The organism is Prochlorococcus sp. G4PB17 (assembly GCF_059772445.1).
This window is the reverse complement of the sequence record NZ_CM186288.1, coordinates 922,683-947,059: the sequence shown is the minus strand read 5'-3', so window position 1 is coordinate 947,059 and position 24,377 is coordinate 922,683. Positions and strand designations below refer to the sequence as shown.

Sequence of the window (24,377 nt, the reverse complement as noted above, 5' to 3'; positions counted from 1 at the left end):
TTTTTATTTAAAACTTTAGCTCCATGGATTAGGTTTGATTCGTATTTTGGAACACCTATTGATAATCCTTTTTCCTGTAATTAATCAGATGCTAACAGTTCTTGTCTGTTGCCTCCTCTCAATTAGCTACTTTGAGAGGCTAAACATGGTCACATCTGTAAAGGCATTTTTCTAGTTAATGGGTGAGTATAATATTCAAAATGAATTATTAGTGATCTTTTTATATTTGTTTTTGACAGGGGTATTGGATTGGTTGGAGGTATAAATACTACTATTGCCTACCTATCTAATCTTTACTAGTGCTTATCAAGTTGATTTAGAAATTTTCTACTTCTCTCATGCTTTGCATTAGAAAAGAAAATATTTGGAGTAGAGGTTTCTATTACTTTGCCTGAATCCATAAATAAAACTTTATCACTTACCTCTTTAGCAAAATTAATTTCATGCGTTACTATAATCATTGTCATTCCCTGCTCAGCTAGTCTTCTCATTGCATCAAGAACTTCGTTGATTCTCTCTGGATCAAGAGCGCTAGTCGGTTCATCGAATAAAAGTAATTCAGGCTTTAAGGCCAAAGCCCTAGCAATGGCTACTCTTTGCTGTTCTCCTCCACTAAGTTGATTTGGATACTTTCTGGCATGAGAATCTATTCCCATTTGACTCAAGAGATACATGCCATGTTCTTCAGCTTCAATTTGACGACGTTTTTGCACATGTACTGGAGCGAGAGTGATATTTTCAAGGATTGATAGATGAGGGAATAAATTGAATTGTTGAAATACCATCCCTACTCTTCTTCTTATTTTTTGGATTTTCCTTTCATCATGAGTGGAATCAACTTTTATTCCTAAAATATTTAGTTCTCCTTTATCAAAAGTTTCAAGACCATTAAAAGTCCGTATTAGAGTACTTTTCCCTGAGCCTGAGGGACCCATGACTACTAAGACTTTCCCTTGATCAACTGTAAGAGAAACATTATCAAGAGCTCGTAATCCTTTTGTGTACGACTTAGTAAGATTCTTCGCGACAACAATAGGTTCCATGTATTCTCAGAAATTAGCTTGATTAATGGTCATTCTTTGTTCAAGATGTCTTGCTAGAACAGCCATGATTGTACAAACTATCCAGTAGACACATGCTAGCCAAATATAAACCTCAATATATTGACCAATAAATTCTGGATTAGCCAGGATACTTCTGCCTACACCTAGTAACTCCACTAATCCTAAAATAGCCATTAAAGATGTATTTTGAAAAAGTCCAATAGATTGATTAGTGAGAGCAGGTAATGCAATACGTAAAGCTTGAGGAATTAATACGAATTGAATGATTTGGTATTGGTTAAGGCCCAGGCTATTGGCTGCCTCTATTTGAGTGTTTGGGATTGACTGCAGTCCTCCACGAATATCTTCAGCTATGTAGGCAGAAACAAAAAGAGTGAACGCAAAGATAGCTCTCCAAACACGATCAATTTCTATTCCAACTGGAAGAAATAAAGGTATTAGTAGTTGCCCAAAGAAGAGTACTGCAATAAGAGGGATCGCTCTCATACCATCTATATACATTGAACTTAGCTTTTGAATTAACGGTAATGAACTCTGTCGACATAGCGCCAAAACTATTCCAAAAGGTAATGATAATAATGAGCTGCAAACAGTTAAAAATATACTTAGAGTTAAGCCACCCCAATGTCTACTCATTATAGGCGATAAGCCAATCCCTCCGTAAAGTAAATATAGACCTAAAGGTATTGTTCCTACCCATATAATTAGTAGATTTTTACGTAGCCATCTCCATTCAGGGCTGCACAGAGTAAAGATGCTGAGTAAAAGAAGACTAATAATCCAAGTAGCAGGTCTCCATTGTTCATTTTGTGGAAAACTGCCAAAGGCATATAAAGGAAGATTTGATATTACAACTTTCCAATCAGCCTTAAATATGAGCCATTCAAAAGTATTCACACAAGTTACACTAATCAATGTAATAATGAGTAAACTAATAAAAGTATTGAATAAATTTGAAAATAAGGTCTTCTTTAGGTTCTTAAAGGAGAATTTTATTGAATTATTATTAATTTTCAACATATATTAACTGTACTTTTGTGATTTTAAAATTAATCTATTTATGATTTCCATTGCATTAGTTATTAATAAATTTAACAACAAGAAACTAACTAATAATATAATAAAACACTCGATAGCTCTTCCTGTTTGATTGATAATAGTATCATTAATTGCATAAATATCTGAATATCCAACTGCAATTGCTAGAGTACTATTTTTAGCAAGATTAAGATATTGACTTGTCAATCCTGGAATGATTGCTGGTAATGCCTGAGGAATTATTATGCGGATAAGTCCTTTACTTTCTGAAAGTCCTAAGCTCCTAAATGCTTCCCATTGGCCTCGAGAAACAGAAAGGATGCCTCCTCGGATTACCTCTGCTATATAAGCACTCGTAAATATACTAAGACCAAGTAATAATGCTAGAAATTCCGAGGAAAAAGTTAATCCTACAAACTCTACTCCTTGATTTGAAATATCAAATATATTTTTTAATTGGATAAACATATCGTCTTTTAAGCCTAAGAACCCAACAAAATACCAAAACATTAGTTGAAGTAAGAGAGGCGTTTGTCTGATTATTGTTATGTAACCAGCTGAAATGAGACCTAGTAATGAGTTTTTACCTGTTCTTGCAAAGCCTATAAGTGTTCCCAAAAGAGTGGCTAATATTAATGATGAGAAAATGACTTTAAGACTGTTGAGCCAACCTATAAATAATGCCCAAGTATAACTATCCGAAGAGGTATAAGGTAGGGGATGTTCCGCTAAAGCAAAACTTGCTGGTTTAAAAAGCCAGCTAAAATTAAATCCAAGACCTGTTCTTATTAGATTTATTGTTAAATTATTAATTAATATCGTAATCAAACCAAAAAAGATAATACATATTCCAAATTGCAAAAATATTTTTTGATTTATTTTCATTTCTGCAATAAATTATTTTTAGTTAAATGGTGGTGAAATATGTACACCTCCTTTTTTATATAACTCATTTTGACCTCTTGGAATAGGTACTTCGCTATTTTGTCCTAAATGCCTTTCGTAAATCTCTCCATAATTGCCAGTTGAGCTAATTACTTTAACTACAAAGTCATTGCTAAGACCAATTTTTTCTCCTAATCCTCCATCAATACCTAGAAATCTTCTTAAAGGTTTTAATTGAGGATTATTCTTTGCAATTTGTACTTTCTCATAAATATTTGACTTTGTTATACCTTGCTCTTCTGCCGATATAAGGGAAAAAATAACCCATCTCATGGCATCAGCTAGTTTCTGATCTTGGCCATCGGAAGCTGGAGCAAGTGGCTCCTTGCTTAATACATCATCAAGAATGATATGTTCTTTTGGATTCTTAAAACCAGATCTGGCTGCTGCTAATTGGGAACGATCAGAAGTCATAGCTGTACAACGACCCTGTAAATAGCCAGCAACTACTTGATTAAGATCTTGATATTTGATTGGTGTATAAGGCAGTGATGCACTCTCAAATGCATCATTTATATTTTGCTCAGTAGTTGTACCTGAACCTACACATATAGATTTATTTGCAAGATCTTTAAGACTATCAACTCCACTTTCTCTCTTGACCATCAATCCCTGGCCATCATGGAAAATAACTGGTGCAAAAGTTAACCCATTACCTCCTGCGGAATCTCTACTGAGAGTAAAAGTGGTATTTCTTGATAACAGATCAATTTCCCCTGTTTTAATAGCTGTGAATCTTTCTGCTGCAGTAAGAGGTCTATATTGGATTTTTTCCGAATCTCCAATAATTGCAGCAGCAAATGCCTTACATATATCTACATCTAGTCCTTGATAACTACCATCACTTTTGAGAAAACTAAATCCAGGAATCTTTCCACTTACTCCACAAATCAGCTCATTGCGATTTTTTATTAGATTAAGTCTAGAACTATTGTCTTGATTTGTGGTAGCACAACCAGCTAATAAAGCAGCTAGACCTACTATTCCTGATAGTAATCGACGCATAATTTTTTGAACATTAAAATTGATTTTCGCCAGATTTTTCTGTTTTCTAGGCAATTAAAGAAAATCTTTTACTTTTTCTTCATTGAAAGTTGTGATCTCAAAAATAAAGCACGTATAAATTTGTAAGCTTATTTTTGTGAGTCTAAATCTTTATTTAAAGATAGAACTTTTGACTTTACGTACATGAATAAGCTGAAATCTGCAAGATTAACTCACTTAAATTAATCTGCATTAGATGCACTCCTCATTATCCAATAGTTGATTATATCTCTATCAAATGATTTGTGTGTAAATAGGGGGAAAAGTTTAGGAACTTTTCTAACTATTAAGAACGTGATTCTTTTTATTGAACATTTTTCCCAAAAGTAGATGTATTTATAAAGAGTATGTTTTGTGGCACAAGGCCTTTATCCTTTATACATTTAATCCATTCTCTATATTCTTGACCAATAGCTAATTGATATTCACTTTTGAGATAGTCGGTTCTTTTTATCATATGACACATAAGGTCTGACATCGTTTCCTCGACAGATGGATGATATTCCATTGGCTAAAAGTAGCTAATCAAAATTAACTTCTAAGATTGGTTTGTAAACTTTAAAAATTTGGCTATAAGTATTTTTTGTATTTAGATGAATGAACCTAAGCTCTATATCTGATTAATATGTAGGCGTCTAACCGCTCTTTTATAGACATACCTATTAAAAGTAGTTGATTTAAATTTAATCTTAATTATAATCAAATCTTAATTTCTGTCTTTGGCTTTTCTATTATTTGATCTGTGAATTGTATATATTCAATATTGAAGGTGAATCAACTTTTATTACATTCAAATTCTTTTACTATCTATCTTGCTTGAGAATGGAAAATATGGACTCCTAATACGATTTCAAGCATTTGGGTATGAAAATTTCCAACACAAAAAAAATAATCAGAGCTTTATTAGTAATAGCGTGCCTTACTTTTTCTTTGTTTATTGGCCTTATAATTAGTATTAATCTTATAGTAGATCCTATTATCTACTGGCTTGCTTCTACTGAAGGCGCCAGGATATTTATAAGTTGTATTTTATCTTGGTTAGGAGTGTCGAGATTTTTCGACTTGTTTTATAAGCGTTACAAGCGGAGTAAAAAATTGAAAAGGTTTAACGCTCTTGATATCCCTTATCCTAGAACTTTTAAGGGTAGAAAATGAGAATTAAAAGAAAACTAAACAATGCTTTCAATTTTAAAATACTTCATTTGTTTTCAGAGGATGGCTGGGCAAATATATAAAGATTGTAGAAAGGAATAAATGAACAAAATGCCCATAAAACTAGGTTTTCCTTACCTATATCTCTCAGCCTTCTGATTAATAAAGCTATAAAAACTAAAAAAGATGGAATGCTATACAAATAACTCCAGTCATATACTTCAGCGATGGTATAAAAATCGTTTGGATTATTAGCAAAGTTGTTATTAGATAGTATTGAAACCAAAGCTCCTATTAACCCATCCAAAACAAAAAAGTGCCAAAAAGGGATTCTACTTGTTTTATCTTTGTAATTAAAAATCTGACTCCAAGCCAGAAAGTAATTAGAAAGAACTCTCTCTAAAAAATTCATCGTTATTCTCAATACATATAAATAATTATGTAAGATCTTACTCTTAAAGGGCTCTAAAGTTTTTTATCTCATAAATAAAATAATGAACCGTATCTTTCTCCTGGCGCTATCTTTTTCTTTTATGTCTCCTATGGCAGTGAACTCTGATGATCGAATTTATGAAACCAAAAATATTTGTGGACGATATTATGCAGTCGAAATTAATGCTGGTGATGCCGCAAGGTTATTAGGCTTAAAAGATTCTGGTAGTGTCAGCTCAAGGGTTGAGCAGTATTGCAATTTCTTTCGCTAAGTTTCTTGATTATGCTTTTTGCTTTTGCAGCCATACATATTTCGTAGTTGATGTAACTTTGAAATAGACTGTATTAGCTGTAGAGCAATGACAGAATTTATTGATTAATTTCATGTTCAAGCTTTGAAAAAGATCATGAGGACTAAGGGAGTTAATATTTATGAGTTAGTTTTAGTTATGTATGTGAGGACGTAAGCTGTGTTGATTAGTCTTGTTAATGCTTCAACAGACTTTGGAATAAAAAATCTTTTTAAAAATTTAGATCTTCATATAAATAAAAAAGAGAGACTTGGTTTGATTGGTCCAAATGGCTCTGGTAAGTCAACACTTTTGAGAGTCATTGCAGGAATAGAACCTTTGATGGAAGGAGAAAGGAGGTGTTTACCATCTTTGCGGATATCTTTAGTTGGGCAAGAAACAAGTTACAACAGTGAAAAAAGTATTTTGGAAGAAGTCCTTGAAGGGTGTGGAGAAAAAAGAAAATTATTACTTAATTTCAGTCAGCTAAGTAGAGAAATTGCTCAAAGTCCAGAAGATGAAGGCCTTTTGAAAAAATTTGGTCATGCGAGTGAACTTATGGATGCCGCTGGGGCATGGAATTTAGAACAACAATGTCAAGATGTTCTAAGAAGACTAGGTCTAAAAGATTTAGAGAAGCCAGTAAAAGATCTTTCTGGTGGTTACCGCAAAAGAGTGGGACTTGCGGCTGCACTTGTTTCTAAACCTGACGTCTTACTTCTTGATGAACCAACCAATCACCTAGATGCATCTGCAGTGGAATGGCTGCAAAATTGGTTAGACCATTATGATGGTGCTCTTGTCTTGATAACTCACGATAGATATGTTCTTGATCGCATTACTACTCGGATGGTCGAAATCAATAATGGTGAAGTTCGCAAGTATTCAGGAAATTATCGTCAATTTCTTCAACAAAAAGTTGAACAAGAACAATCCGAGGCATCTGCAAAGAAAAAATTTCAGGGTATTTTAAGAAAGGAATTAGCTTGGTTAAGACAAGGTCCCAAAGCAAGAAGTACAAAACAAAAAGCACGTCTCCAAAGGATTGCTGAAATGAAGGCGAAACCTAAAAATCATGTCAAAGCTAAATTAGAAATGAATTCATTAAGTAGAAGAATTGGAAAAATCGCAATTGAAGCTGAAGGAGTAGGACTCTCTTTAAATTATAAAGAGAAAAATTTGGATCTTTTACGTGATTTCACTTATAGCTTTAGTCCAGAGGATCGAGTAGGCATTATTGGTCCTAATGGAAGTGGTAAATCGACTCTTTTAGATCTAATTGCAGGTAAAAGATTGCCTACTAGTGGGGAAATCAAACTTGGAGAAACCGTTCATATTGGATATCTCGATCAACATACAAATGATTTAAATCAAGGTAATGGCTTAAACCGCAAAGTTATCGAATTCGTGGAGGAAGCCGCATTTCTAATTGATCATGGAGGAAAACAAATTACCGCATCACAACTTTTAGAAAAATTCTTGTTCCCACCTAGTCATCAACATAGCCCTATACTTAAACTTTCAGGAGGAGAAAAAAGAAGACTTGCTCTCTGTAAAATGCTCATACAAGCACCAAACGTATTGTTGCTTGATGAACCTACAAATGATTTAGATATACAAACACTAAGCGTGCTAGAAGATTTTCTTGATGACTTCAAAGGTTGTGTTGTAGTCGTATCGCATGATAGATTTTTTCTTGACCGAACTATTGATAAAATTTTTAATTTTGAAAATGGTCGCTTAAAAAGATACGAAGGAAATTACTCACGATTTCTGGAACAAAAAATTTTAGAGGAGCGAAATGATGAAACAAAAGAACGAGATAAGATAATCAATAATTTGCAAAATAAGCCTGGATCAGAAAGTAAATCTAACCCTGAAAATAAAACAAGAAAATTGAGTTTTAAAGAAGCTAGGGAATTGAAAGAACTAGACCTGAAACTGCCTATACTAGAAAAACAGAAAATTTATTTAGAAAAAAAAATAATTGATAGTGATGTAGACATTAATGAAACTAGTCATCAATTAGCAGAGCTTATTGAAGCTATTCAAGAACATGAGGATAGATGGATTGAGCTTAGTGAGTTGTCTGAGTCAGCGAAGTAACAAAATAATTTTTTTTGTGGCCTAGAAAAAGAAGAAAGACACCAATTAGCTATCATTGAACTTTTTAGCATAAATAACATAAAGGAGGAGTAGCTTTTGCTAACCAATCGTCGGATCTACATATGTATACCGCTGTTCGATTCAAGTCACAGGACGGGGACTTGAGCGCTTTTGAGTAGTCTCTATCATGGTCAATATGTATTTCAATGGAAGATCTTCGTTTATTGTAATTTAGCTTCAAAGCCTCAGATAAAGCTAACTTATAGAGGATTAAATTATTCAAGATAATTCATGCCTCTAATAATTTAATTCATTTCAAAATATCCATGTTTTAGAGTAAGATTAAATTATTTTTATACCTATTAAACTTTGCTTAATTAGTTGAATAACTGGAATGATGTTTTAAATTAATTTTAAATGACTCATTTATGTAGCTATTAATACAAGGAAATATTATGTTTGTCTTTATTTCGTTAGCCTTAGAACTGTGGCATAGAAAAATCTCTCATAAGAATAACAGATACTATTGTCGTTAAAAAATTTGTTATTTGCCGCTTTTGACTATAATAATTCTATGTACATAGATGATTTGTGAAGTTGATTAAATGGCATAAATCATTTGTTGAACGTGCTCAAAAAGAAATGGGTATATCCAACTACGCACTTTATTGGTTTGGCTTCCTTGAGGGCGCTTTAGTTATGTGGTTACTTATAAAAGTTATTTCTGCCTTATGGATGAAATCTGAGTTTCCTTTTTAATAAAGATGTTTTTAATTGGTGAATTATGAAGTTTCTGAAAAAAATCTCTCCCAATATTTATCTAATTTTTTCTTTGATTTTCATAACAACAGCTATTGCAGTTCTTTTTTTAGGGAAATTTACTTTTGCTATGATTTTATTGCTAATAGGGCTTATCTCATTAATAGCATGGACTTTTTTGGGACTATTCGAAGAAACTAAAAATACATAGATGCTTCATTAAACTTATATACGAGGATATGGTTATCAACAAATTCTCATGATTACATTATCCATTAGGTGCTTGTTTTCCTTTTGAATGAATTTATTCTGATAAAAGATAGATTATCTTTCAGTTGAAAATGGCTATTGATCCAGAAGTAATTTCCCCCTCAAGTAATAAAGGGAGCGGAGCAGGTAGATATGTTCCGAAATGGGCAATTTATAGCTCTGTCGGTATAGGGGTTTTGGCTCTAGTTGGGTTAATTAAAACCCTTCTACCTTTAATTGGAATGGCTTTTTTATTGGCTTTCATCTGGACGCAATCAAAAAGTAACCGAAGATACTGAGAATTCTGTTCTCCAATAATTGGAGTTGTTCTCTAGGTAACGCTTGAGTTATCTCCCGATAATGAAATGGTGAACAGAGGGAACCGTTCTATAAAGAATGTAAATAATAAGAACTAGTAAATTCCCTCCAACAACGGCTGCTCCTGCAGCAAAATTTCCTTCTTTGGTGGTGTAATCCCACTTTGGCTCGTTATCTGTCATGGTTGAATTATTAATCACTTTATTATTGCCATTTATCTAAAGCGTTCAACAAATATAACTAATAAAAGAATAAAGAAACTCCTAATTTTTTAGAAATTCAAAATATAACCCACTTTTCTTCAATGGGAAATAGATCTCTATAAAAGGGTTGAGAGTTCTTTTCGCTTCAAATCTCTAACTATGACTATGTTGTTAAATTCAAAATTTACGCTTCCTCTTTCGAAATCACTTCGGCATCAACCACTTCTTTTGAATCAACAAATTCGTTTCTTTTCCTATCTATCCAACTATTAATTCCAAATACAAGAGGTTTTGATCCTTGATAAATTAAAATGGCGGTAGGAAGAACACTTATGATCCCAACTGCAGGATTTTTGAATATGAGTCGTCCTGCTTTGACATTAAAAAGAATAATTAATAAAGAAGGAATCAAAACACTGAGAATGGTCTTTAGAGCTTCAGTCCATCCAACACGATAAATCCACCAAATTGAAGCTATGCAAACAAAATACAAAATTAAATAAGTCATGAAATATCACTTACCAAGTAAATCGATTTTAATAATTCAAATTATTCTAAGAACTTCTTTTACGCTTTGAGTTGTTCGTCTCAAGGATGTAAATACTAAAAGCTATCAATAGAGTTACCAAAATCGATGCAGCCAACCAAGTTAATTGACTTGGGGTCATTCCCAAGTAAGGACCATCAATAGGTTGTTCAGACCAAGTGCCAGGTAAGTGCCACACCTGAGGATTCGATAGAAAAACCATGTAATACCTTTCCATTGCTTTTATGACCAAAGTTTATATTTAAAATGCATAAATGCTATGAATAATTACTTATCTTTACTTGTTCTTAGAACTAAAATTGATGACTAATTTCATTTTTGATTAGCAACGGATTTTTTAAATCCTTTAAAAATAATAATTACTCATAGCAAAGCTTTGAAACATAAGCCATCTTTAAGTTGAATTCATTTCGAGGTCACAATGTCTAGAGCTGTGAACTGGGTTTTGCTTCAATTGGCTATGAGTTATTACGGAGACTCATTAAAAGAGTTTCAAGTTGATAATGATTAGTTATTTATTAAGTTTTGAATATTTTTTAATTTCTCATAATTTTCATGAAATTACTAACTCAGTTCAGTATTCCTAATCCAAGCAAGGCTGATCTGGCTAAAAAGAATAATAGGACTTCAAAAACACTCAAAAAAGCAGCTAAACAATAAATCCAGGTTGAGTTTGAGAAGCATTGAGCACATTATTCTAGTTTATCTAATTTAAAAAATATGCTGGATTATTGTGTTTATTTATGCGCAGGTATTAAAGGTTCAAACTCAATGTTCTTAGAAAACCCTGTGCAATCAAGTTTTACTCTTTTTATTCTTTCTTCTTCCCAAATCCAGTAAACGGGATGAGCCTGTCTAGATTTTCTTAGTTGTTTGTTTGATCTAAGGCTAACTGGTGAGAATTCTTTTGTTTGATCAAATGAATTATCTCTAGTTGCTTGATTCAAAACAATACTACCTTCTTTCCCTGACTCTGATCGGTGATAAGTTCCAATTGGTATTTGCAGTGCACCCATTGCCCTAGTTAAAAAAATCACATGATGCGGCTCATCCCATGTAGGGTTAATCAGAGTGAATTTTCGATTACCCTCAATCACTAAATTATGATCAATTTGATGATGGTGGATGTAATATTGCTCAAAGTTGCCGTCATCAGGTGGAGATATGGCATTTTTGTGATGGATGACAACGTCGGCGCCATTTGATCCATTTACGCCTGCATCAAAAAATGATACTTGAGGTGTTTCACGAAAAACATGAATAGGGACAAATTGAAGAAGCATGTCTAAGCCCCTCCTGTGTTCACATCTCATTCATAATCGAAAATAGTTAATTTATAAATCTCGGTTTTCACCTGGGTAGATATTCTTATATAAATTATTTTTCTGGCTATTTACCGTAAACTATCCTTGCTCAGAACCAAGACTTTTTAACTCCGAAAAAGAAAATATTTGTTTATTTATTATTGAACCTTCTGAGGACTCTTGATGTATGGATCTAGAGGCTAAAACCCAGGGCCCACCTTTGAATAAAGGTATAAAAGTATCTTTGTAAAAGCTTTTTCCCTTTAAATCTTTCTTTGAAATCGGATCAAGATATTGGCTGGAATAACTCTTGCTTAAGTAGCCATTGCCAGTGTGAGTCACATCCTTAGTGTGGATGATTATTAGATTTCCATGAATATGCCTATAAACCATGGTGACAACATCGTTTTTGACCCTGTATTTGTCACCTTCGTTTTTTCCTCCAACTATAATTTCTGAGCCAATTTCATTTCTATCTCCAAAAGTAAAGGTGTTTTTACCATGGGTTTGTTCAAATGATCTTCTAACTCTATGAATTGCAACTTCCCAAAGTTGTGAAGAAATGGCTTTGTGTATTTCTTCGTCATCTATTTCTTTAACAGTGGCTTTTAAATCTTGTCCTAAGCAAAAGCTTCCTTCTACTTCTTTTTCGCCATCTGTCCAAGAACATCTACCTTGATAACCTGAAAAATCTGATTCCCACGTGTAGCGATTTTCATAGGCAGACTTAAATAAATGCGTACAATCTGATCCTTTCATTTCTTTGGTAAGCATAAAACTCGGTTTATGATTTATTTTAGTCAGTTAAAGATTTTAATAAACTAATTAAAAATATATTTAGAAACACAATTACTTATAGTTACCTATAGTGATTTTTATGAGTAATAAACACAGATAAATTACTTTCCAAGAATTAATGTTTAATTACATTTTTATTTAAGGTTATTATTTTTGATAGCCAAGAACATGCATGAAATAGCTTTTACGCAAAAAAATCCCTGAGTTAAAAAATCCTTGCTACCTATTTTTAATATATCTTTAAAATTTCTTCAGATTATATAATACAAATGACTGCAAATCATTTGACCTGATTAGCAATTAAAAGATTATTGGTTATTTTCTTCAACATAGGACTTTCTATTTTCTTGGCTTAGAGATTCATCCTTGTTATCAGTTTTTTCATCCCAACCCCAGCTTCTTTTGATTTCTTTTAGTGATCGACCACTTTCTCTTTGTTGAGGACTTAAGGGGATCCAACTCCAATCAACTAAAAGTGTAGCGGCAACGCCAAACAGGATATGTCCGACAAGTACGCCTACAACATCAACTGTAGTGAGAGATTCTTGTCCGATCGAGGGGTCGTACAAAATTATTTCCTAATTTTATTACTTAAGATTATAGGAATTTAACAAGTGATTCAAAGAAAAGGTTTGATTTAAGTTTCGTTTTTTATATAGATTTTTCTAATGTATTTGATCATTTTTACTAGTATGTTCGGTTGCCCACCATCAATCAAAGGCATGAGCCCGTTACATTACTTTACATTAACTACTTCATTTTCAAATGACTCCTGAAGCAGAAAAGTTTAATGGTTGGGCAGCAATGCTTGGCTTCGTTGCAGCCTTCGGTGCATATGCAACAACAGGACAAATAATTCCTGGAATCTTCTAAATTTATTATGCAACCTTCTAACAAGACAATCCTAGAAAGAAGTATCGGAAGACCAGCAATGATGGCTTTCGTTCTCCTAACAGGTATCTACCTAACAACTGGCCAACTTATCCCAGGTGTCGTGTAATGACTATTCAAAACGACAACAACAGTAGGAAAATTGACCCCGAAAAGGTAACTGCTGAAAGACTTAATGGCTATGCAGCATTGTTTGGATGCATTGCTTTAGTTGGTGCATATGCAACAACAGGTCAAATCATCCCTGGTTTTGTATAACTTCATTAAAAAGTTATTTGAAAAATAACTGAACTTTTGAATTGATGTTTAGCAATTGTTGGTTTACCTTCAGCAGTTATTGACATTAGACTCTATTACTGAAAGCTCCCAAGGAATGTTTAAACTTCAAGTGAAGAAAGCTCTCGATATTGAGAGCTTTTTTTATTTTAAAATGAATATCTAATATCAATGAACTCAAAATTCAAAGAAATATTCCCTTTGATTGAATAAAGCTGTGAAAAGCTGGATTATGAAGGTATTCAATATAAAATGCGATTAAAAAAGCACCGCTCAGGCAGCCACTAGCAATTATTGATCCAAAAATAAAAATTTGTTTTTTGTTTACCTCTTTCTTTGTATCTACAAATACAAATCTCTTTGATCTTGATACAGTCACGCAAATTTTTTCAACTACTTAATACCTAGCCATATCATGTCCGGATTATTTCCTGCTTAAGAGTTTCTTTATGAAACTCTGTCTTCCATGTAAATAGCCTCACAAGAAAATTCTTTAATTTCCCCATTAGGTAAAAGTTTAGCCAATCTGGGTTCATCCATTCTTAATCCATTTTTGTCATCCTTATAACTCCACAACCATTTCTTGTCTGTAAAGGAGATGTCACCGACCTTAAAAGATACTGGGAGCATGAGGTTGGTATCTCTCCAATTAAGAACGATAAATGCGCCTTTATCAATATTTTCAAGATCATCAGTTATTGCGAAATCTCCATTTAAGTTGTTTCTTATAGTTGCTGTTAATCTATCTCCATCGCAATTGAAATCTGAAGAAGGAGTGAGAGTAATAAGTAAACTAAGAAAAAATGAAATAAAAACCATTTATTTTTTGTAGCAGAGAAATTTATATGGTAAAAATGGTATTAATTTTTTTGTTATAAATACTCATTTTCTCTGATAATAGAACTTATTTGAAGCTCGATAATAATATGGTTTCGGTAAAATAAAATAATACAACAGGTCCTTCAAATCAAAAACTCAAAAGATCCTTCTTTCAATTCTACGAAGATCAGTTGCAGCTATCTTGGAGATTTGCAGACTGAAGCAAAACATTCTTTTTCAGGGAGTGTTATTCATACTGATGCACCTAAAGACCATGATGGTGAAGGAAAAGATTTTGCTCCTACTGATTTATTAGCTTCATCTTTGGGGACTTGCGTAATAACAATTATGGGCATTGAGGCAAAACGTAGAGGGTGGAACCTTGGCAATATTAAGATTGATGTTTACAAAACAATGACATCAGAGGGGCCTAGAAAAATAAAAACTCTTGTGCTAGAAATTTTTATGTCATCTGAATTAGATTCTCGCAAGTATAAAATCCTTCAAAGAATAGCTGAAGACTGCCCTGTAAAACTTAATCTTCAGAGCTCTGTGGATATTAAATTGAATTGGCACAAAACAAAAATTTAAATTCAAAATTATTTTTTGATTTTTTGGTTATAAAAAAGTTTTTTAAGTGAGTTACCTTTTAAATTGCTTAGACCAAGTATCAAGCCCCCCATTAGTCCAGCATTCATTAATACTGCTTTTGCTTGGAAAGGGGAAAAATGAAAAATAAAAGTTGTTGGGACTATGAATGTTAGTAGAAGATATACACCTAATTTTTGTTTAAATCCTGAAATGAAAAGTATTGAACCAAAAATCAAGCAAATAATTGCAAGAATTAATAAAAATGGTGCTAAAATCGATGGTATGTTTCTATTTATGATAACTTCAATAGTTTGTTCGAAATTTATTATTTTTCCAGGAATTGCATAAATAAATATTGCTGAAATTAATATTCTTCCAATTAGATTTCTTGTTTGTTCAAAATTCATTTACTCAGTATCAGGGATAAAAGTTAATTTCTTTTGGAAATTTTTGAATTCTTAATATTATTATGTAATATATACTTTGTTTTCGTGGATATTGTTCTATTTTTCAATTATAATTTTAAATTGTATTACTTTTTTTAGAGTGTAATTAAAATGCAAATATATTGCTATGTTATTTTTATATTATTTGACTTTTAATAATGACAAGGGATTGGGACTCAGGTCCATCATTTTATAAGAGGGGTTCTTTCCATAATAAAATAGGAATGATATTACTTTGGGTCTTTATATGCTTAGCTTTGATTCAAATTTTTATATTGATTTTTAGTTGAATTATATTTCCATAATTCTTTAACATTACAGTACTGATTGCTTTATATAGTGTTTACTATAAATAAATTTAATTTGATTTAAATCTATCTAGGTTTTGAATTAATTATGATTCTTCTCAAAATTACTAATGCATCAGATGTAGTTGCCTCTAAAGCAGGTAAATTATTTGAGAAGATGACTCCAGAAATGATTGATCAAAAATTAGTGGAAAGTCAGGTTATTCAGCAGATGATCGATCAACTGCAATTAGAGGGGCTAGAAGGACAGATCTCAAGCGTCAAAGGGCTAGATGTTAGCGATGATACTTTGATAACTAAAGGTAGTTTTAAAATTAGGACTACGAAGACCTTTTAAAAAAAATTAAAGTATTTTCCTAATTTATTTAAAAAGAAAAGAAAAGAAAAAAAAAGAAATGCATGAGAAGCTATCTTTGATAGATTTTCTAGCATGTTTTGTCTTTTTGTGATTAAATTTTAACTTTAACTTTGTTGAAATTTTTCTTATAAAAACTTAATTATTTATTATTGAGAAGAGATATGCTTTTCACAGCCAATACTATCTATTCTTAACTCATATAAATCAAGGAATTACTTTGGGTTTTGGTGCCCCAAAAATAAGCAATGAAGAAGAGCGCTTAAGAGCTCTTGCTGAGTATAGGATTTTAGGTACTCAGCCTGAGCAATGTTATGACGACATAACGAAAATTGCCTCTTTAACTTGTGGAGCTCCTATTTCTTTAATGAGCTTGGTTGATACAGATAAGCAATGGTTTAAATCAATGTGTGGCTTTGAAACGAAAGAAACCTCAAGGGACGTTTCTTTTTGTGCTCATGCAATTGTTAGTCCAGAACCGTTGATTATTGAGGATGCTCTTTTAGATGAGCGATTTAAATCAAATCCTTTGGTGGTTAAAGAACCAAAAATTCGTTTGTATGCTGGATTCCCTTTGCAAACTCCAAATGATCAGCGAATAGGAACTCTCTGCGTGATCGATAGAAAGCCGGGACATTTGTCTGGTCAACAGCATCAAATTATGGAGGCATTATCTAGACAGGTTGTAACCTTATTGGAACTTCGTAAAAGATCTCTTCGTCTTCTTGATGCTCTTACCCATATGCATAAAACGGAGGGTATTTTAACGACATGTTCATATTGCAAAGAGGTCAGGGATGCTGATGGTGAGTGGCAGCATCTAGAAAAATACCTCTCAAAAATTGCAGATATTCGTTTCAGTCATGGGATTTGTGATTTATGTATGGAGAAGCACTTCCCTGATGTATTAGAAGTTTGGAGTGATGAAAAACTTAATTTAAATAGTAAAACAAACAAGTCAGAATGCAAAAAAAGTAGTTAGTTACCTAAAAATAAATTTGTTTGAGTTAATTCATTTCTAAACTTTTGATGAATATTGAATTCGTTTAAAGTTTATTTTATCAAAAAGTTTAAAATATGATTGGTTTTTTTGCGGCAATATCTGCAGTATTATCTTGGACTTTTGCTTGTTCTATTTGGCGTAGAGAATCTGAATACTTGCTACCTAGGCAAATCAATATTTATAAAAATGTTCTTGCTTCAATTTTCTTTTTGCCAGTTGTCTTAACGATAAGTTGGTTTTCTGATGTATTCTCCATTATTGTTTTGATGCTAAGTGGAATAGTAGGTATTTCTATTGGGGATACTTTATATATAAATTCTTTAAAAATCATAGGGACTAGAAAAACTCTTTCATTTGAAGCGTTAACACCAATAATTGCAACTACTTTAGGAACATTGAGTATCAATGAAATTTATCCTCAAAAAGTATGGATAGGATCTTTGATTGTTTCTTTTTCTTTATTAATGATTGTACGTCAAAATACATCCCAGAGAGAGGACTCTAGAGAAACAAATATTCTTGGAATCCTCTGCGCATTAGGGTCAGTCTTTTGTGCTGTTTTGGCAGCTTTAATGTCAAGAGTAATTTTAACAAACTCTACATTAACCCCTTTGGAAACTACTGAAATTAGACTTTTATCAGCATCAATATTTTTATTTTTAATTTTTAAAAAAGATTTTGTGAATCTTCTTAAAAATAGATCAATAACTAAACAAAATCATTCAAATTTAATTTTATCAACCTTAATTGGTACCAATTGTGGAATATTATTTCAACAGATAGTTTTTAAATTTTTACCTATTGGGGTTGGTTGGACTTTGTTGAGTCTTTCTCCTATTTGTGCACTTTTTATTTCACAAAAAGAGGGAGATCAAATAAATCAATTAACAATTTTTTATTCTTTTTTATCTTTTATTGGAGTTTCTATTGCTTTGATTTAGACCTCAAAGTAATCATTTTCTTGCCAATATTCATCTGGATCATCTTCGACGTCGGGTGGATCTTCTAGTTCTCCAGGTTTTTCACCGAGTAGGATGAGCAATCCTTCCAAATATCTCATTTCTGAAGGGTCATCAGATTTATCTAGCCGATTCTTGATTTCTTTGGAAACTTGAGGATCCCCTTGCTCAACAGCTTTTGTTAGTAAATAAATAGGATCGCTTTTGTGGTCTTCTATTTCTTTCATTTTAATTAGGAATTATTTAGGTAGGTTTGATTCTGTCTCTAATGTATTCAAGATAAATTTCTATCAGTAGTACCAGGATAGAAAAGAGTATTTTGATCAATATTAATTGCTGAAAACTGAATAGGTTCCCAAAATAAATCTCTTGTAATTAAAAAACGAATATCTTTCTCTTTTAAAAATTTCTCATTGACAAGTTCTTGCAGTACTTTTATCGGGATTTCTCCCCATTTACTGGAATTAGTTAACCAATTATCCATTTCCCAAACAGGTTCAGAATTTATTATTTGAAATCCAAAGGCTTTTTCTCTGTCTTCTGATATCTCAGAAAGGTACCAATCACCTACAACTCCATAAAGGTGACAATAAATCAAATCATCAACCGATCCTTTACTTTTGCCTGATATCGACTTCATCAACTTAGCTGTTGACTCTGGAACGAGAACTAGAGGATTTTGATTTTTTTCTGACAAAATAAGATACTTGTATAACCCTTCTTGAATTAGGGATTTAATTCTTAATTATATTTTTTTGAAAGTACATTTAGTTCTTTTCATTTTTTATGTAATAAACTTCCTTATATTTGACACTCATTGATCAGGTTCTGTTGCTTTGAGTGCTTGTAAAGCCATATTTATATGTGCTCCCATAGCCCCAAAGGCCATAAGAGATTTTGGATTTCTATTTTCAGTTAAAATTTTCTCTTCCTTATGCATCATGAGTAATATTTTTTGACTAGTTTCCATCCAGGTTTGAATTAAATCATTGAATTCTTGATTTTCATTGATTTGATCGTTCTTAGAGCTATTAATTGAAGATATATCTTTTTTGGCTTTGATCAAAAAGTCATTTAATTCTTTGTGACTAATAGCGTTTTGTGAGAATTGATTGTGGTTCAACTTATATATATAAAATCTGTATATAAATTATCATGCGTAAAATGGTTTCCAAGGGTGGATCCCCGACCAAATTAAATACAATTTTTAAAATATATCACTTGATATCTCTATACTTTTTAACTAGTTTTTTGAAATGATCTCCTCGTTCTTCGTAGTTTTGGTATTGATCAAAACTTGCACAGGCTGGTGACAATAGTATGCTTTTGGAATTTGTTTTTCTTGCCATATAAATAGATGCTATTGTGGCTTCTTCTAGATTTTGTTTGACAATTATTTCTCCTCTATAAGAAGACATTAATAATGCTTCCTTTAAATTATTTGCACTAAGTCCAAATAAAACTATCCCATTGGTAGATTGCTTTACTTGTTTCATCCACGGCAGATAATCTCCTTTCTTTTGTATACCACCAGCTAGTAAAACTATTGGATAGGGAATAGACCTTAAACCAGTTAGTGAAGAGTCGAAGTTAGTGGCTTTACTGTCGTTGTAAAAACTTAAATTGTTTACCTTTCCTAAATATTCTAATCTATGGGAGATTGATTTAAATGAATTTATAGATGAAGCTATTGATGAATGATCAAGACCTATTTCTCTGGCTGCTGCTGTTACAAGCAAGAGGTTTTGCAAATTATGTTTACCAGGTAACTTAAGTATAGAACTATGAAATAGTTGTTTTTGGTCTTCAATTATATAACCTTTTTGATCGATCCAGAATTTTGGATATTGAGCATAGAAGGACTGCTGTTTTGTTCCAACCCATATACCTTTGGGTAATTCTTTTCTTTTACTGGATAAATATTTATCATCAGAATTATAAATACGAATAGATGATTTTTCTAGTAAACTACGTTTTATTTTGAAATAAGTTTCCATATCATTATGTCTTTCTAAATGATCTGGTGTAAATGTTGTCCATATACCTATATTTGGTGCTACTTTTGGTGAGCTTTCAATTTGATAACTACTTAATTCTAGCACTAGCCAGTTTAATGCTTGGGAATTATTTTTCATACTTTCTAAAGCAATTTTGGATAAAGGTTTCCCAATATTTCCTCCCATATCAGTAATTAAATTATTAAATTTAAGAACATGATTAAGCATATTGGTGACAGTAGTTTTACCATTAGTTCCAGTTATACCAACAGATGGAATATGGTTTAATCTTTCCCATGCAAATTCTATTTCTCCATGAATATTGATATTTTTACATCTTAATTCTTTTAGAGCTATATGCTCCCAATCTATTCCTGGACTTACAGTAATTGAAGAAATTCTTTCTATCCAAGGCATGAAATTATTAATATGAAGTGGTTCCCCAAGTAAAATAACCTTGATTCCTTCTGATTTTAATTTATTAGATATATTTATTAGTTTTTCATTTGAATTATTCTCTAATACCAAAACGTTCTTCCCTTCTGATTTTAGTAGTTTTGCCGCACTTATCCCTGAGCTGCCAAGTCCAAGTACAATATGTATTTGATTTGATTGTTTTTGTTTTGGCAATTTAATTTAGTTTTTAATGTAAATAGTTTTTCTCGTAGGTAGGAAGCTCTTACCCTTGGGAAAATTTGATTGCATGCAATTTGAATACTCTCTAATATAAAATATTTTTATATTAGTATTGTTTTGATTTTTAAATAAAGATATTTTACTCATTAATGCTTGAAAACCTTCCTTTTTAGGATATGAAGTTTAAATTTTTTAAATTGATTTTAATAAGATTAAAAAACGTTAATAACTCTGGCTTATTCTTTAAAAGTTGTTTTAATGCAAAAGCACTTGCTTCTGTTTAATGGCTGCAAAAATTGAGGGGATTGAAATTTTAAAACAAAAAGAAATTCAAGGGCCAACGAATGTTGAGTATTCTCTAGAAGGTTTAGCAGATCAGAGCGAGAGTGAAATTACATGGATAAAACTTCATCAAATGTTTGATAAGTAAAGATTTTAAAAACTTTCTCCATTATTTTTTATTATTTAAATTTGTACGCCATCGGTTTTTGGTGAATGGGCGATACTGGAATCGAACCAGTGACTCCTACCGTGTCAAGGTAGTGCTCTACCTCTGAGCTAATCGCCCTAATAAATCAATTAGGACTTAAGTTTTAAGTACCTCAATGAAGTTAGCAGGCAATAGGACCTAATAATCATTGCCTTAGTAATTTGATTCTCCAACGCTCTTTTTTCGTTTTGTCGATATTTAAAACTTTAAGCGAACCTTTTTTCTCTAAATGAATAAGGTCTCCAATATTTACAGATTTGCTTGGCTGATTATTCAAAGCCCAGTTAAGTCGCAAATATCCTTTCTTGATTTGGCTGGTTATTTTTGACCTTGATAATCCAAAACCAGCAGAAGCTATTGCGTCAATCCTAGTAGATGCTTCAACAGTATTAATTACTTTCTCTGGCCTATTAAAAGGGACCTCCATTTCGCCTAAATCTAATGCCTGGATCGATATTTCAACTTCTCTTAGTTTTCCATTCTTTTGATTTAATGAATCGGCACATTTTTTCGAGCAAATAGCCTGAGCTCCTCTATCTCTGATTAACCAAATGTCTCCAATCTCATCTGCTTGCGCATGAAGTTCATGTAAGAGATTTCTAAAATCATTTTGTTCAGCTCTATCAAACAAGAAATTACCTTTAAGGTAAATACCCTTTATGGGAATATCGATAGAGGGATAGTTAATCTCTTCTTCTGATCGTAGGAAACATATTCTTTGACGTTCTGCTCGCGGGAATCCTCCCTCGAAAAGAAGACTAAGATCATTTAAGTTATTAAATTTATTTTTAACTTCCTCTATTAATTGTGCAGATACAAAAGGAGACCATACTAATTCTCTATGATTTAGGGCTTTTTCCGCCAAGTGAAGCAAAGTCTCTAACTCCTTACTAAAAGGACTTTGCGATAGAATCTTTTCTTTTGGAAGATGCATCAAAAGAGATAGAATTTTCTCATTTTATACATAAATAGTCTAACCTGTTTTTCTTCTATGTTCAGAAAACTCTAATATACAATCTTGGATCAAAACTATTAATATTATTAGTCAGTTTGTTTAAATATTATTTAACTTAGTACTATTCTTTGACTACAGTTATTATTTCAAGAGTGTCTGCTGTTCCTTTTAGAATTGCCCAAGGTGGTTCTATTTCTATGGGTAATTCTAGAATTAACAACCAAAAACCTTCTTCACTTTTTTTTCGAAGAGCTCTCAAATCATCAACTGTCTCTTGGCTAATGCCGCCAGCCGAAAAAAAACTTCCCAGCGCTCCTGAAATCATTCCAACTAGGCCACCTAAAAGCTTCTCTAATTGATTTGGGAATCCCATATCTGCAAATGTCTTCAGATCGGTCATTTGAGAAAAGCTTATACCTGCAATAAAACCAAAGGGTATTAACCATGTCGCTAATGTTTTTTGGCGATCCTTACGAGCAAGAGCTGGATTTAAAAGCTTGATATTACTAAAACTTGATTGATTGGCAAATACTTCTTCAGATTCTTTCGAATTTTGAGTCTCATGGTCCGATTTATTATCCAATGGTTCTACAAGATCGCAATTAAGGATAGGTGTTTGAGCCTCTCTCAATTTCAATAGCAACTCTTTTGCTGTTTTCTTTTCTTTTAGGATGATGACGTATGTGGACACTAATTAGCTCCTTGAAATGTTTGGATATTCAATCCTGCTCAACATAATTCTGGTCAGAGGCAAATAGATCACTAAAGTTCAGATCGGCACGTTTATCGCCTTTAATGACGAAAGTTCTTGTTTCTGATCCCATTGATCAAGCAGGTATAGATATTCTTACTCAGGTTGCTCAGGTTGACCAAAAAGTAGGTCTTTCAATAGATGAGTTAAAGAATATAATCTGTGATTATGACGGATTAATGATCCGTTCTGGCACTCAAGTTACCTCGGATGTGATTGCTGAGGCAAAGAAATTGAGAATTATTGGCAGAGCAGGGGTTGGCGTAGATAATGTTGATGTCCCAACCGCAACTAGGAAGGGGGTCTTAGTTGTTAATTCGCCAGGTGGAAACACTATTGCTGCCGCTGAGCATGCTCTGGCAATGATTCTTGCATTATCTAGAAATATTCCTCAAGCTCATGCAAGTATGTTTTCTGGAGGTTGGGATCGAAAGAAATATGTAGGAAATGAGCTTTATAAGAAAACTTTAGGAGTAGTTGGACTTGGCAAGATTGGATCTCATGTCGCAAAAGTTGCGAATGCGATGGGTATGGACGTCATTGGGTTTGATCCTTTTGTCTCTAGTGAAAGAGCTCAGCAAATGCAGGTTCGATTAAGTGAGCTTGATGAGTTGTTCAAAGAATCTGATTATGTAACTCTTCACCTTCCAAGGACCCCTGAAACAGAGAATTTAGTTGATATTGACCTTCTAAGAAAAATGAAACCAACTGCGAGATTGGTTAATTGTGCAAGGGGCGGGATTATTAATGAAAATGATTTAGCGCATGCATTAGAGGAAAATGTTATTCAAGGTGCTGCAATCGATGTTTATGCAAAAGAGCCTTTAGTTGAAAATTCTCCTCTACGTGCTGTAAAAAAAGGTTTGGTACTTACACCTCATCTAGGAGCTTCAACTGTTGAGGCTCAACAAAATGTGGCTATTGATGTTGCAGAACAAATTAGGGATGTTCTTTTAGGCCTACCTGCTCGCAGCGCCGTAAATATTCCAGGACTTAGTGCAGAGATAATGGATAGTCTTAAACCACATTTAAAACTTGCAGAGACATTAGGACTATTAGTTAGTCAAATTTCAGGGGGACAGATTCAAAAATTAGAAGTCCGTTTGCAAGGTGAATTCGCTCAACATCCATCTCAGCCTCTTGTTATTGCAACTTTGAAGGGATTACTCACCAGTGCATTGGGAGATAAAATTAATTATGTGAACGCTTCATTGGAAGCCAAAGGACGTGGTATTGATGTTGTTGAAATTAAGGATGAGTTGAGCCCAGAGTTTGCTCGAGGTTCTTTGCAGTTGGATAGCTTTAGCGACAAAGGTGGACATAGTGTCTCTGGGACTGTTTTTGGTGATGGGGATCTTGGTATTACAAGTATTGATGAGTACCCGATAAATTTTGTGCCAAGTAGGCATATGCTTTTTACAAGGCATAGGGATATGCCAGGAATAATTGGACAGATAGGTTCACTGCTTGGAAAACATAATGTGAATATTGCTTCAATGCAAGTAGGAAGAAGGATTGTTAGAGGTGAGGCGGTTATGGTTTTAAGTATCGATGATCCTATCCCATCTGAATTGTTGGATTCAATTCTTACAATGCAAGGAATAAACGAAGCTCATTCAGTGACTTTATAAATTGCTTGTTGAAAAAACTA

At 32.8% G+C, this 24,377-nt stretch carries 33 protein-coding genes, 1 tRNA gene and 1 pseudogene; 14 read left to right on the top strand and 21 right to left on the bottom strand.

The features are described from left to right. Positions 1-296: 296 nt before the first annotated feature. The 6 genes from AC6EJB_RS05810 to AC6EJB_RS05785 all read right to left on the bottom strand — a co-directional run bounded on the left by AC6EJB_RS05810 (position 297) and on the right by AC6EJB_RS05785 (position 5,655). Positions 297-1,043 carry an amino acid ABC transporter ATP-binding protein gene (locus AC6EJB_RS05810; RefSeq protein ID WP_498492895.1) on the bottom strand — a complete coding sequence of 249 codons (747 nt, stop codon included), beginning with the start codon at positions 1,041-1,043 and terminating at the stop codon, positions 297-299. A 6-nt stretch (positions 1,044-1,049) separates the two neighbouring features. Further along, entirely contained in the window at positions 1,050-2,084 is a 1,035-nt protein-coding gene (locus AC6EJB_RS05805; RefSeq protein WP_498492893.1) for an amino acid ABC transporter permease, read from the bottom strand. 3 nt (positions 2,085-2,087) lie between these two features. After that, positions 2,088-2,987, bottom strand: a complete 900-nt coding sequence (locus tag AC6EJB_RS05800) for an ABC transporter permease subunit (RefSeq protein WP_498492891.1) — start codon at positions 2,985-2,987, stop codon at positions 2,088-2,090. 18 nt (positions 2,988-3,005) lie between these two features. Next, positions 3,006-4,052, bottom strand: a complete 1,047-nt coding sequence (locus AC6EJB_RS05795; RefSeq protein WP_498492890.1) for an amino acid ABC transporter substrate-binding protein — start codon at positions 4,050-4,052, stop codon at positions 3,006-3,008. A 343-nt stretch (positions 4,053-4,395) separates the two neighbouring features. Next, positions 4,396-4,599, bottom strand: coding sequence for a hypothetical protein (locus tag AC6EJB_RS05790; protein WP_498492888.1), 204 nt, complete (start codon positions 4,597-4,599; stop codon positions 4,396-4,398). A gap of 690 nt (positions 4,600-5,289) precedes the next feature. Beyond that, positions 5,290-5,655: a DUF805 domain-containing protein gene (locus tag AC6EJB_RS05785; RefSeq protein ID WP_498492886.1), complete on the bottom strand. Its 366-nt coding sequence runs from the start codon at positions 5,653-5,655 to the stop codon at positions 5,290-5,292. 130 nt (positions 5,656-5,785) lie between these two features. Between AC6EJB_RS05785 and AC6EJB_RS05780 the strand changes: the two genes are divergently transcribed. The 5 genes and pseudogenes from AC6EJB_RS05780 to AC6EJB_RS05760 all read left to right on the top strand — a co-directional run bounded on the left by AC6EJB_RS05780 (position 5,786) and on the right by AC6EJB_RS05760 (position 9,378). Continuing rightward, entirely contained in the window at positions 5,786-5,947 is a 162-nt protein-coding gene (locus tag AC6EJB_RS05780; RefSeq protein ID WP_498492884.1) for a hypothetical protein, read from the top strand. Positions 5,948-6,211: 264 nt separating this feature from the next. After that, positions 6,212-6,643, top strand: a pseudogene (locus AC6EJB_RS05775) (ATP-binding cassette domain-containing protein); the annotation flags it as partial. A 171-nt stretch (positions 6,644-6,814) separates the two neighbouring features. After that, a complete protein-coding gene (locus AC6EJB_RS05770) occupies positions 6,815-8,071 on the top strand; it encodes an ABC-F family ATP-binding cassette domain-containing protein (protein WP_498492974.1) in 1,257 nt (418 codons plus the stop codon). A gap of 591 nt (positions 8,072-8,662) precedes the next feature. Beyond that, a complete protein-coding gene (locus AC6EJB_RS05765; RefSeq protein WP_498492883.1) occupies positions 8,663-8,830 on the top strand; it encodes a hypothetical protein in 168 nt (55 codons plus the stop codon). A 341-nt stretch (positions 8,831-9,171) separates the two neighbouring features. Then, positions 9,172-9,378 (top strand): hypothetical protein, encoded by a 207-nt coding sequence (locus AC6EJB_RS05760; protein WP_498492881.1) that lies wholly within the window; start codon positions 9,172-9,174, stop codon positions 9,376-9,378. Between the two features lie 48 nt (positions 9,379-9,426). On the opposite strand, the gene AC6EJB_RS05755 is transcribed toward AC6EJB_RS05760, so the two are convergent. From AC6EJB_RS05755 to AC6EJB_RS05730, 6 genes are all read right to left on the bottom strand, one after another. Continuing rightward, positions 9,427-9,597 (bottom strand): hypothetical protein, encoded by a 171-nt coding sequence (locus AC6EJB_RS05755; RefSeq protein WP_269606777.1) that lies wholly within the window; start codon positions 9,595-9,597, stop codon positions 9,427-9,429. 187 nt (positions 9,598-9,784) lie between these two features. Continuing rightward, the gene (locus AC6EJB_RS05750; protein WP_498492879.1) at positions 9,785-10,108 is read right to left on the bottom strand and encodes a hypothetical protein; all 324 of its coding nucleotides are present in this window, start codon (positions 10,106-10,108) and stop codon (positions 9,785-9,787) included. A gap of 46 nt (positions 10,109-10,154) precedes the next feature. Then, positions 10,155-10,379 carry a hypothetical protein gene (locus tag AC6EJB_RS05745; protein ID WP_498492878.1) on the bottom strand — a complete coding sequence of 75 codons (225 nt, stop codon included), beginning with the start codon at positions 10,377-10,379 and terminating at the stop codon, positions 10,155-10,157. Positions 10,380-10,884: 505 nt separating this feature from the next. After that, positions 10,885-11,430: a hemagglutinin gene (locus AC6EJB_RS05740; protein WP_498492876.1), complete on the bottom strand. Its 546-nt coding sequence runs from the start codon at positions 11,428-11,430 to the stop codon at positions 10,885-10,887. Between the two features lie 120 nt (positions 11,431-11,550). After that, positions 11,551-12,225 (bottom strand): DUF3386 domain-containing protein, encoded by a 675-nt coding sequence (locus tag AC6EJB_RS05735; RefSeq protein WP_498492875.1) that lies wholly within the window; start codon positions 12,223-12,225, stop codon positions 11,551-11,553. A 332-nt stretch (positions 12,226-12,557) separates the two neighbouring features. Continuing rightward, positions 12,558-12,818: a hypothetical protein gene (locus tag AC6EJB_RS05730; protein ID WP_498492873.1), complete on the bottom strand. Its 261-nt coding sequence runs from the start codon at positions 12,816-12,818 to the stop codon at positions 12,558-12,560. 196 nt (positions 12,819-13,014) lie between these two features. Here AC6EJB_RS05730 and AC6EJB_RS05725 point away from each other — a divergent pair, with 196 nt between their 5' ends. The 3 genes from AC6EJB_RS05725 to AC6EJB_RS05715 are packed head-to-tail and all read left to right on the top strand — an operon-like array spanning position 13,015 to position 13,398. Beyond that, positions 13,015-13,122 (top strand): high light inducible protein, encoded by a 108-nt coding sequence (locus AC6EJB_RS05725; protein WP_011125327.1) that lies wholly within the window; start codon positions 13,015-13,017, stop codon positions 13,120-13,122. 7 nt (positions 13,123-13,129) lie between these two features. Continuing rightward, a complete protein-coding gene (locus AC6EJB_RS05720; protein WP_011294968.1) occupies positions 13,130-13,249 on the top strand; it encodes a high light inducible protein in 120 nt (39 codons plus the stop codon). Further along, positions 13,249-13,398, top strand: a complete 150-nt coding sequence (locus tag AC6EJB_RS05715; protein ID WP_498492106.1) for a high light inducible protein — start codon at positions 13,249-13,251, stop codon at positions 13,396-13,398. The genes AC6EJB_RS05720 and AC6EJB_RS05715 overlap by 1 nt, the downstream gene beginning before the upstream one ends. Positions 13,399-13,863: 465 nt before the next feature. Here the strand turns inward: AC6EJB_RS05715 and AC6EJB_RS05710 are convergent, their stop codons facing one another. After that, positions 13,864-14,235, bottom strand: coding sequence for a DUF8671 domain-containing protein (locus AC6EJB_RS05710; RefSeq protein ID WP_498492872.1), 372 nt, complete (start codon positions 14,233-14,235; stop codon positions 13,864-13,866). A gap of 210 nt (positions 14,236-14,445) precedes the next feature. Between AC6EJB_RS05710 and AC6EJB_RS05705 the strand changes: the two genes are divergently transcribed. Next, positions 14,446-14,826: an OsmC family protein gene (locus tag AC6EJB_RS05705; RefSeq protein ID WP_498492871.1), complete on the top strand. Its 381-nt coding sequence runs from the start codon at positions 14,446-14,448 to the stop codon at positions 14,824-14,826. An 8-nt stretch (positions 14,827-14,834) separates the two neighbouring features. Here the strand turns inward: AC6EJB_RS05705 and AC6EJB_RS05700 are convergent, their stop codons facing one another. After that, positions 14,835-15,233 carry a DoxX family protein gene (locus AC6EJB_RS05700; RefSeq protein ID WP_498492869.1) on the bottom strand — a complete coding sequence of 133 codons (399 nt, stop codon included), beginning with the start codon at positions 15,231-15,233 and terminating at the stop codon, positions 14,835-14,837. A gap of 435 nt (positions 15,234-15,668) precedes the next feature. Here AC6EJB_RS05700 and AC6EJB_RS05695 point away from each other — a divergent pair, with 435 nt between their 5' ends. From AC6EJB_RS05695 to AC6EJB_RS05685, 3 genes are all read left to right on the top strand, one after another. After that, the gene (locus AC6EJB_RS05695; RefSeq protein WP_498492867.1) at positions 15,669-15,917 is read left to right on the top strand and encodes a DUF8653 family protein; all 249 of its coding nucleotides are present in this window, start codon (positions 15,669-15,671) and stop codon (positions 15,915-15,917) included. A 238-nt stretch (positions 15,918-16,155) separates the two neighbouring features. Continuing rightward, complete coding sequence (locus tag AC6EJB_RS05690) at positions 16,156-16,917, top strand: GAF domain-containing protein (RefSeq protein WP_498492866.1); 762 nt, start codon at positions 16,156-16,158, stop codon at positions 16,915-16,917. Between the two features lie 95 nt (positions 16,918-17,012). Then, complete coding sequence (locus tag AC6EJB_RS05685; protein WP_498492865.1) at positions 17,013-17,879, top strand: EamA family transporter; 867 nt, start codon at positions 17,013-17,015, stop codon at positions 17,877-17,879. Here the strand turns inward: AC6EJB_RS05685 and AC6EJB_RS05680 are convergent. The 4 genes from AC6EJB_RS05680 to murD form a co-directional block, all read right to left on the bottom strand. After that, positions 17,876-18,124 (bottom strand): hypothetical protein, encoded by a 249-nt coding sequence (locus tag AC6EJB_RS05680; RefSeq protein WP_498492863.1) that lies wholly within the window; start codon positions 18,122-18,124, stop codon positions 17,876-17,878. The genes AC6EJB_RS05685 and AC6EJB_RS05680 overlap by 4 nt on opposite strands. Positions 18,125-18,171: 47 nt before the next feature. Further along, positions 18,172-18,594: a hypothetical protein gene (locus tag AC6EJB_RS05675; protein WP_498492862.1), complete on the bottom strand. Its 423-nt coding sequence runs from the start codon at positions 18,592-18,594 to the stop codon at positions 18,172-18,174. A gap of 117 nt (positions 18,595-18,711) precedes the next feature. Beyond that, complete coding sequence (locus tag AC6EJB_RS05670; RefSeq protein ID WP_498492861.1) at positions 18,712-19,020, bottom strand: MATH domain-containing protein; 309 nt, start codon at positions 19,018-19,020, stop codon at positions 18,712-18,714. 94 nt (positions 19,021-19,114) lie between these two features. Continuing rightward, the gene (gene murD, locus AC6EJB_RS05665) at positions 19,115-20,524 is read right to left on the bottom strand and encodes a UDP-N-acetylmuramoyl-L-alanine--D-glutamate ligase (protein ID WP_498492859.1); all 1,410 of its coding nucleotides are present in this window, start codon (positions 20,522-20,524) and stop codon (positions 19,115-19,117) included. A gap of 289 nt (positions 20,525-20,813) precedes the next feature. On the opposite strand from murD, the gene AC6EJB_RS05660 reads away from it, so the two are divergent. Continuing rightward, positions 20,814-20,960 (top strand): hypothetical protein, encoded by a 147-nt coding sequence (locus tag AC6EJB_RS05660; RefSeq protein ID WP_498492858.1) that lies wholly within the window; start codon positions 20,814-20,816, stop codon positions 20,958-20,960. A gap of 66 nt (positions 20,961-21,026) precedes the next feature. On the opposite strand, the gene AC6EJB_RS05655 is transcribed toward AC6EJB_RS05660, so the two are convergent. From AC6EJB_RS05655 to AC6EJB_RS05645, 3 genes are all read right to left on the bottom strand, one after another. Further along, a tRNA-Val gene (locus AC6EJB_RS05655) sits at positions 21,027-21,098 on the bottom strand. Between the two features lie 67 nt (positions 21,099-21,165). After that, positions 21,166-21,954, bottom strand: a complete 789-nt coding sequence (locus tag AC6EJB_RS05650) for a photosystem II electron transport protein, Sll1252 family (RefSeq protein WP_498492856.1) — start codon at positions 21,952-21,954, stop codon at positions 21,166-21,168. Positions 21,955-22,096: 142 nt separating this feature from the next. Continuing rightward, positions 22,097-22,666 carry a hypothetical protein gene (locus AC6EJB_RS05645; protein ID WP_498492854.1) on the bottom strand — a complete coding sequence of 190 codons (570 nt, stop codon included), beginning with the start codon at positions 22,664-22,666 and terminating at the stop codon, positions 22,097-22,099. A 104-nt stretch (positions 22,667-22,770) separates the two neighbouring features. Between AC6EJB_RS05645 and serA the strand changes: the two genes are divergently transcribed. Continuing rightward, on the top strand, positions 22,771-24,357 hold the full coding sequence (gene serA / locus AC6EJB_RS05640; RefSeq protein ID WP_498492852.1) for a phosphoglycerate dehydrogenase: 1,587 nt from the start codon (positions 22,771-22,773) through the stop codon (positions 24,355-24,357). Positions 24,358-24,377: the final 20 nt, after the last annotated feature.

Excerpts from the sequence above, each read along its gene's own strand:
- AC6EJB_RS05810 (WP_498492895.1), bottom strand. The coding sequence starts at position 1,043 with ATGGAACCTATTGTTGTCGCGAAGAATCTTACTAAGTCGTACACAAAA.
- AC6EJB_RS05805 (WP_498492893.1), bottom strand. The coding sequence starts at position 2,084 with ATGTTGAAAATTAATAATAATTCAATAAAATTCTCCTTTAAGAACCTA.
- AC6EJB_RS05800 (WP_498492891.1), bottom strand. The coding sequence starts at position 2,987 with ATGAAAATAAATCAAAAAATATTTTTGCAATTTGGAATATGTATTATC.
- AC6EJB_RS05795 (WP_498492890.1), bottom strand. The coding sequence starts at position 4,052 with ATGCGTCGATTACTATCAGGAATAGTAGGTCTAGCTGCTTTATTAGCT.
- AC6EJB_RS05790 (WP_498492888.1), bottom strand. The coding sequence starts at position 4,599 with ATGGAATATCATCCATCTGTCGAGGAAACGATGTCAGACCTTATGTGT.
- AC6EJB_RS05785 (WP_498492886.1), bottom strand. The coding sequence starts at position 5,655 with ATGAATTTTTTAGAGAGAGTTCTTTCTAATTACTTTCTGGCTTGGAGT.
- AC6EJB_RS05780 (WP_498492884.1), top strand. The coding sequence starts at position 5,786 with ATGGCAGTGAACTCTGATGATCGAATTTATGAAACCAAAAATATTTGT.
- AC6EJB_RS05770 (WP_498492974.1), top strand. The coding sequence starts at position 6,815 with ATGGTCGAAATCAATAATGGTGAAGTTCGCAAGTATTCAGGAAATTAT.
- AC6EJB_RS05760 (WP_498492881.1), top strand. The coding sequence starts at position 9,172 with ATGGCTATTGATCCAGAAGTAATTTCCCCCTCAAGTAATAAAGGGAGC.
- AC6EJB_RS05750 (WP_498492879.1), bottom strand. The coding sequence starts at position 10,108 with ATGACTTATTTAATTTTGTATTTTGTTTGCATAGCTTCAATTTGGTGG.
- AC6EJB_RS05740 (WP_498492876.1), bottom strand. The coding sequence starts at position 11,430 with ATGCTTCTTCAATTTGTCCCTATTCATGTTTTTCGTGAAACACCTCAA.
- AC6EJB_RS05735 (WP_498492875.1), bottom strand. The coding sequence starts at position 12,225 with ATGCTTACCAAAGAAATGAAAGGATCAGATTGTACGCATTTATTTAAG.
- AC6EJB_RS05725 (WP_011125327.1), top strand. The coding sequence starts at position 13,015 with ATGACTCCTGAAGCAGAAAAGTTTAATGGTTGGGCAGCAATGCTTGGC.
- AC6EJB_RS05720 (WP_011294968.1), top strand. The coding sequence starts at position 13,130 with ATGCAACCTTCTAACAAGACAATCCTAGAAAGAAGTATCGGAAGACCA.
- AC6EJB_RS05715 (WP_498492106.1), top strand. The coding sequence starts at position 13,249 with ATGACTATTCAAAACGACAACAACAGTAGGAAAATTGACCCCGAAAAG.
- AC6EJB_RS05710 (WP_498492872.1), bottom strand. The coding sequence starts at position 14,235 with ATGGTTTTTATTTCATTTTTTCTTAGTTTACTTATTACTCTCACTCCT.
- AC6EJB_RS05700 (WP_498492869.1), bottom strand. The coding sequence starts at position 15,233 with ATGAATTTTGAACAAACAAGAAATCTAATTGGAAGAATATTAATTTCA.
- AC6EJB_RS05695 (WP_498492867.1), top strand. The coding sequence starts at position 15,669 with ATGATTCTTCTCAAAATTACTAATGCATCAGATGTAGTTGCCTCTAAA.
- AC6EJB_RS05685 (WP_498492865.1), top strand. The coding sequence starts at position 17,013 with ATGATTGGTTTTTTTGCGGCAATATCTGCAGTATTATCTTGGACTTTT.
- AC6EJB_RS05680 (WP_498492863.1), bottom strand. The coding sequence starts at position 18,124 with ATGAAAGAAATAGAAGACCACAAAAGCGATCCTATTTATTTACTAACA.
- AC6EJB_RS05660 (WP_498492858.1), top strand. The coding sequence starts at position 20,814 with ATGGCTGCAAAAATTGAGGGGATTGAAATTTTAAAACAAAAAGAAATT.
- AC6EJB_RS05650 (WP_498492856.1), bottom strand. The coding sequence starts at position 21,954 with ATGCATCTTCCAAAAGAAAAGATTCTATCGCAAAGTCCTTTTAGTAAG.
- serA (WP_498492852.1), top strand. The coding sequence starts at position 22,771 with ATGACGAAAGTTCTTGTTTCTGATCCCATTGATCAAGCAGGTATAGAT.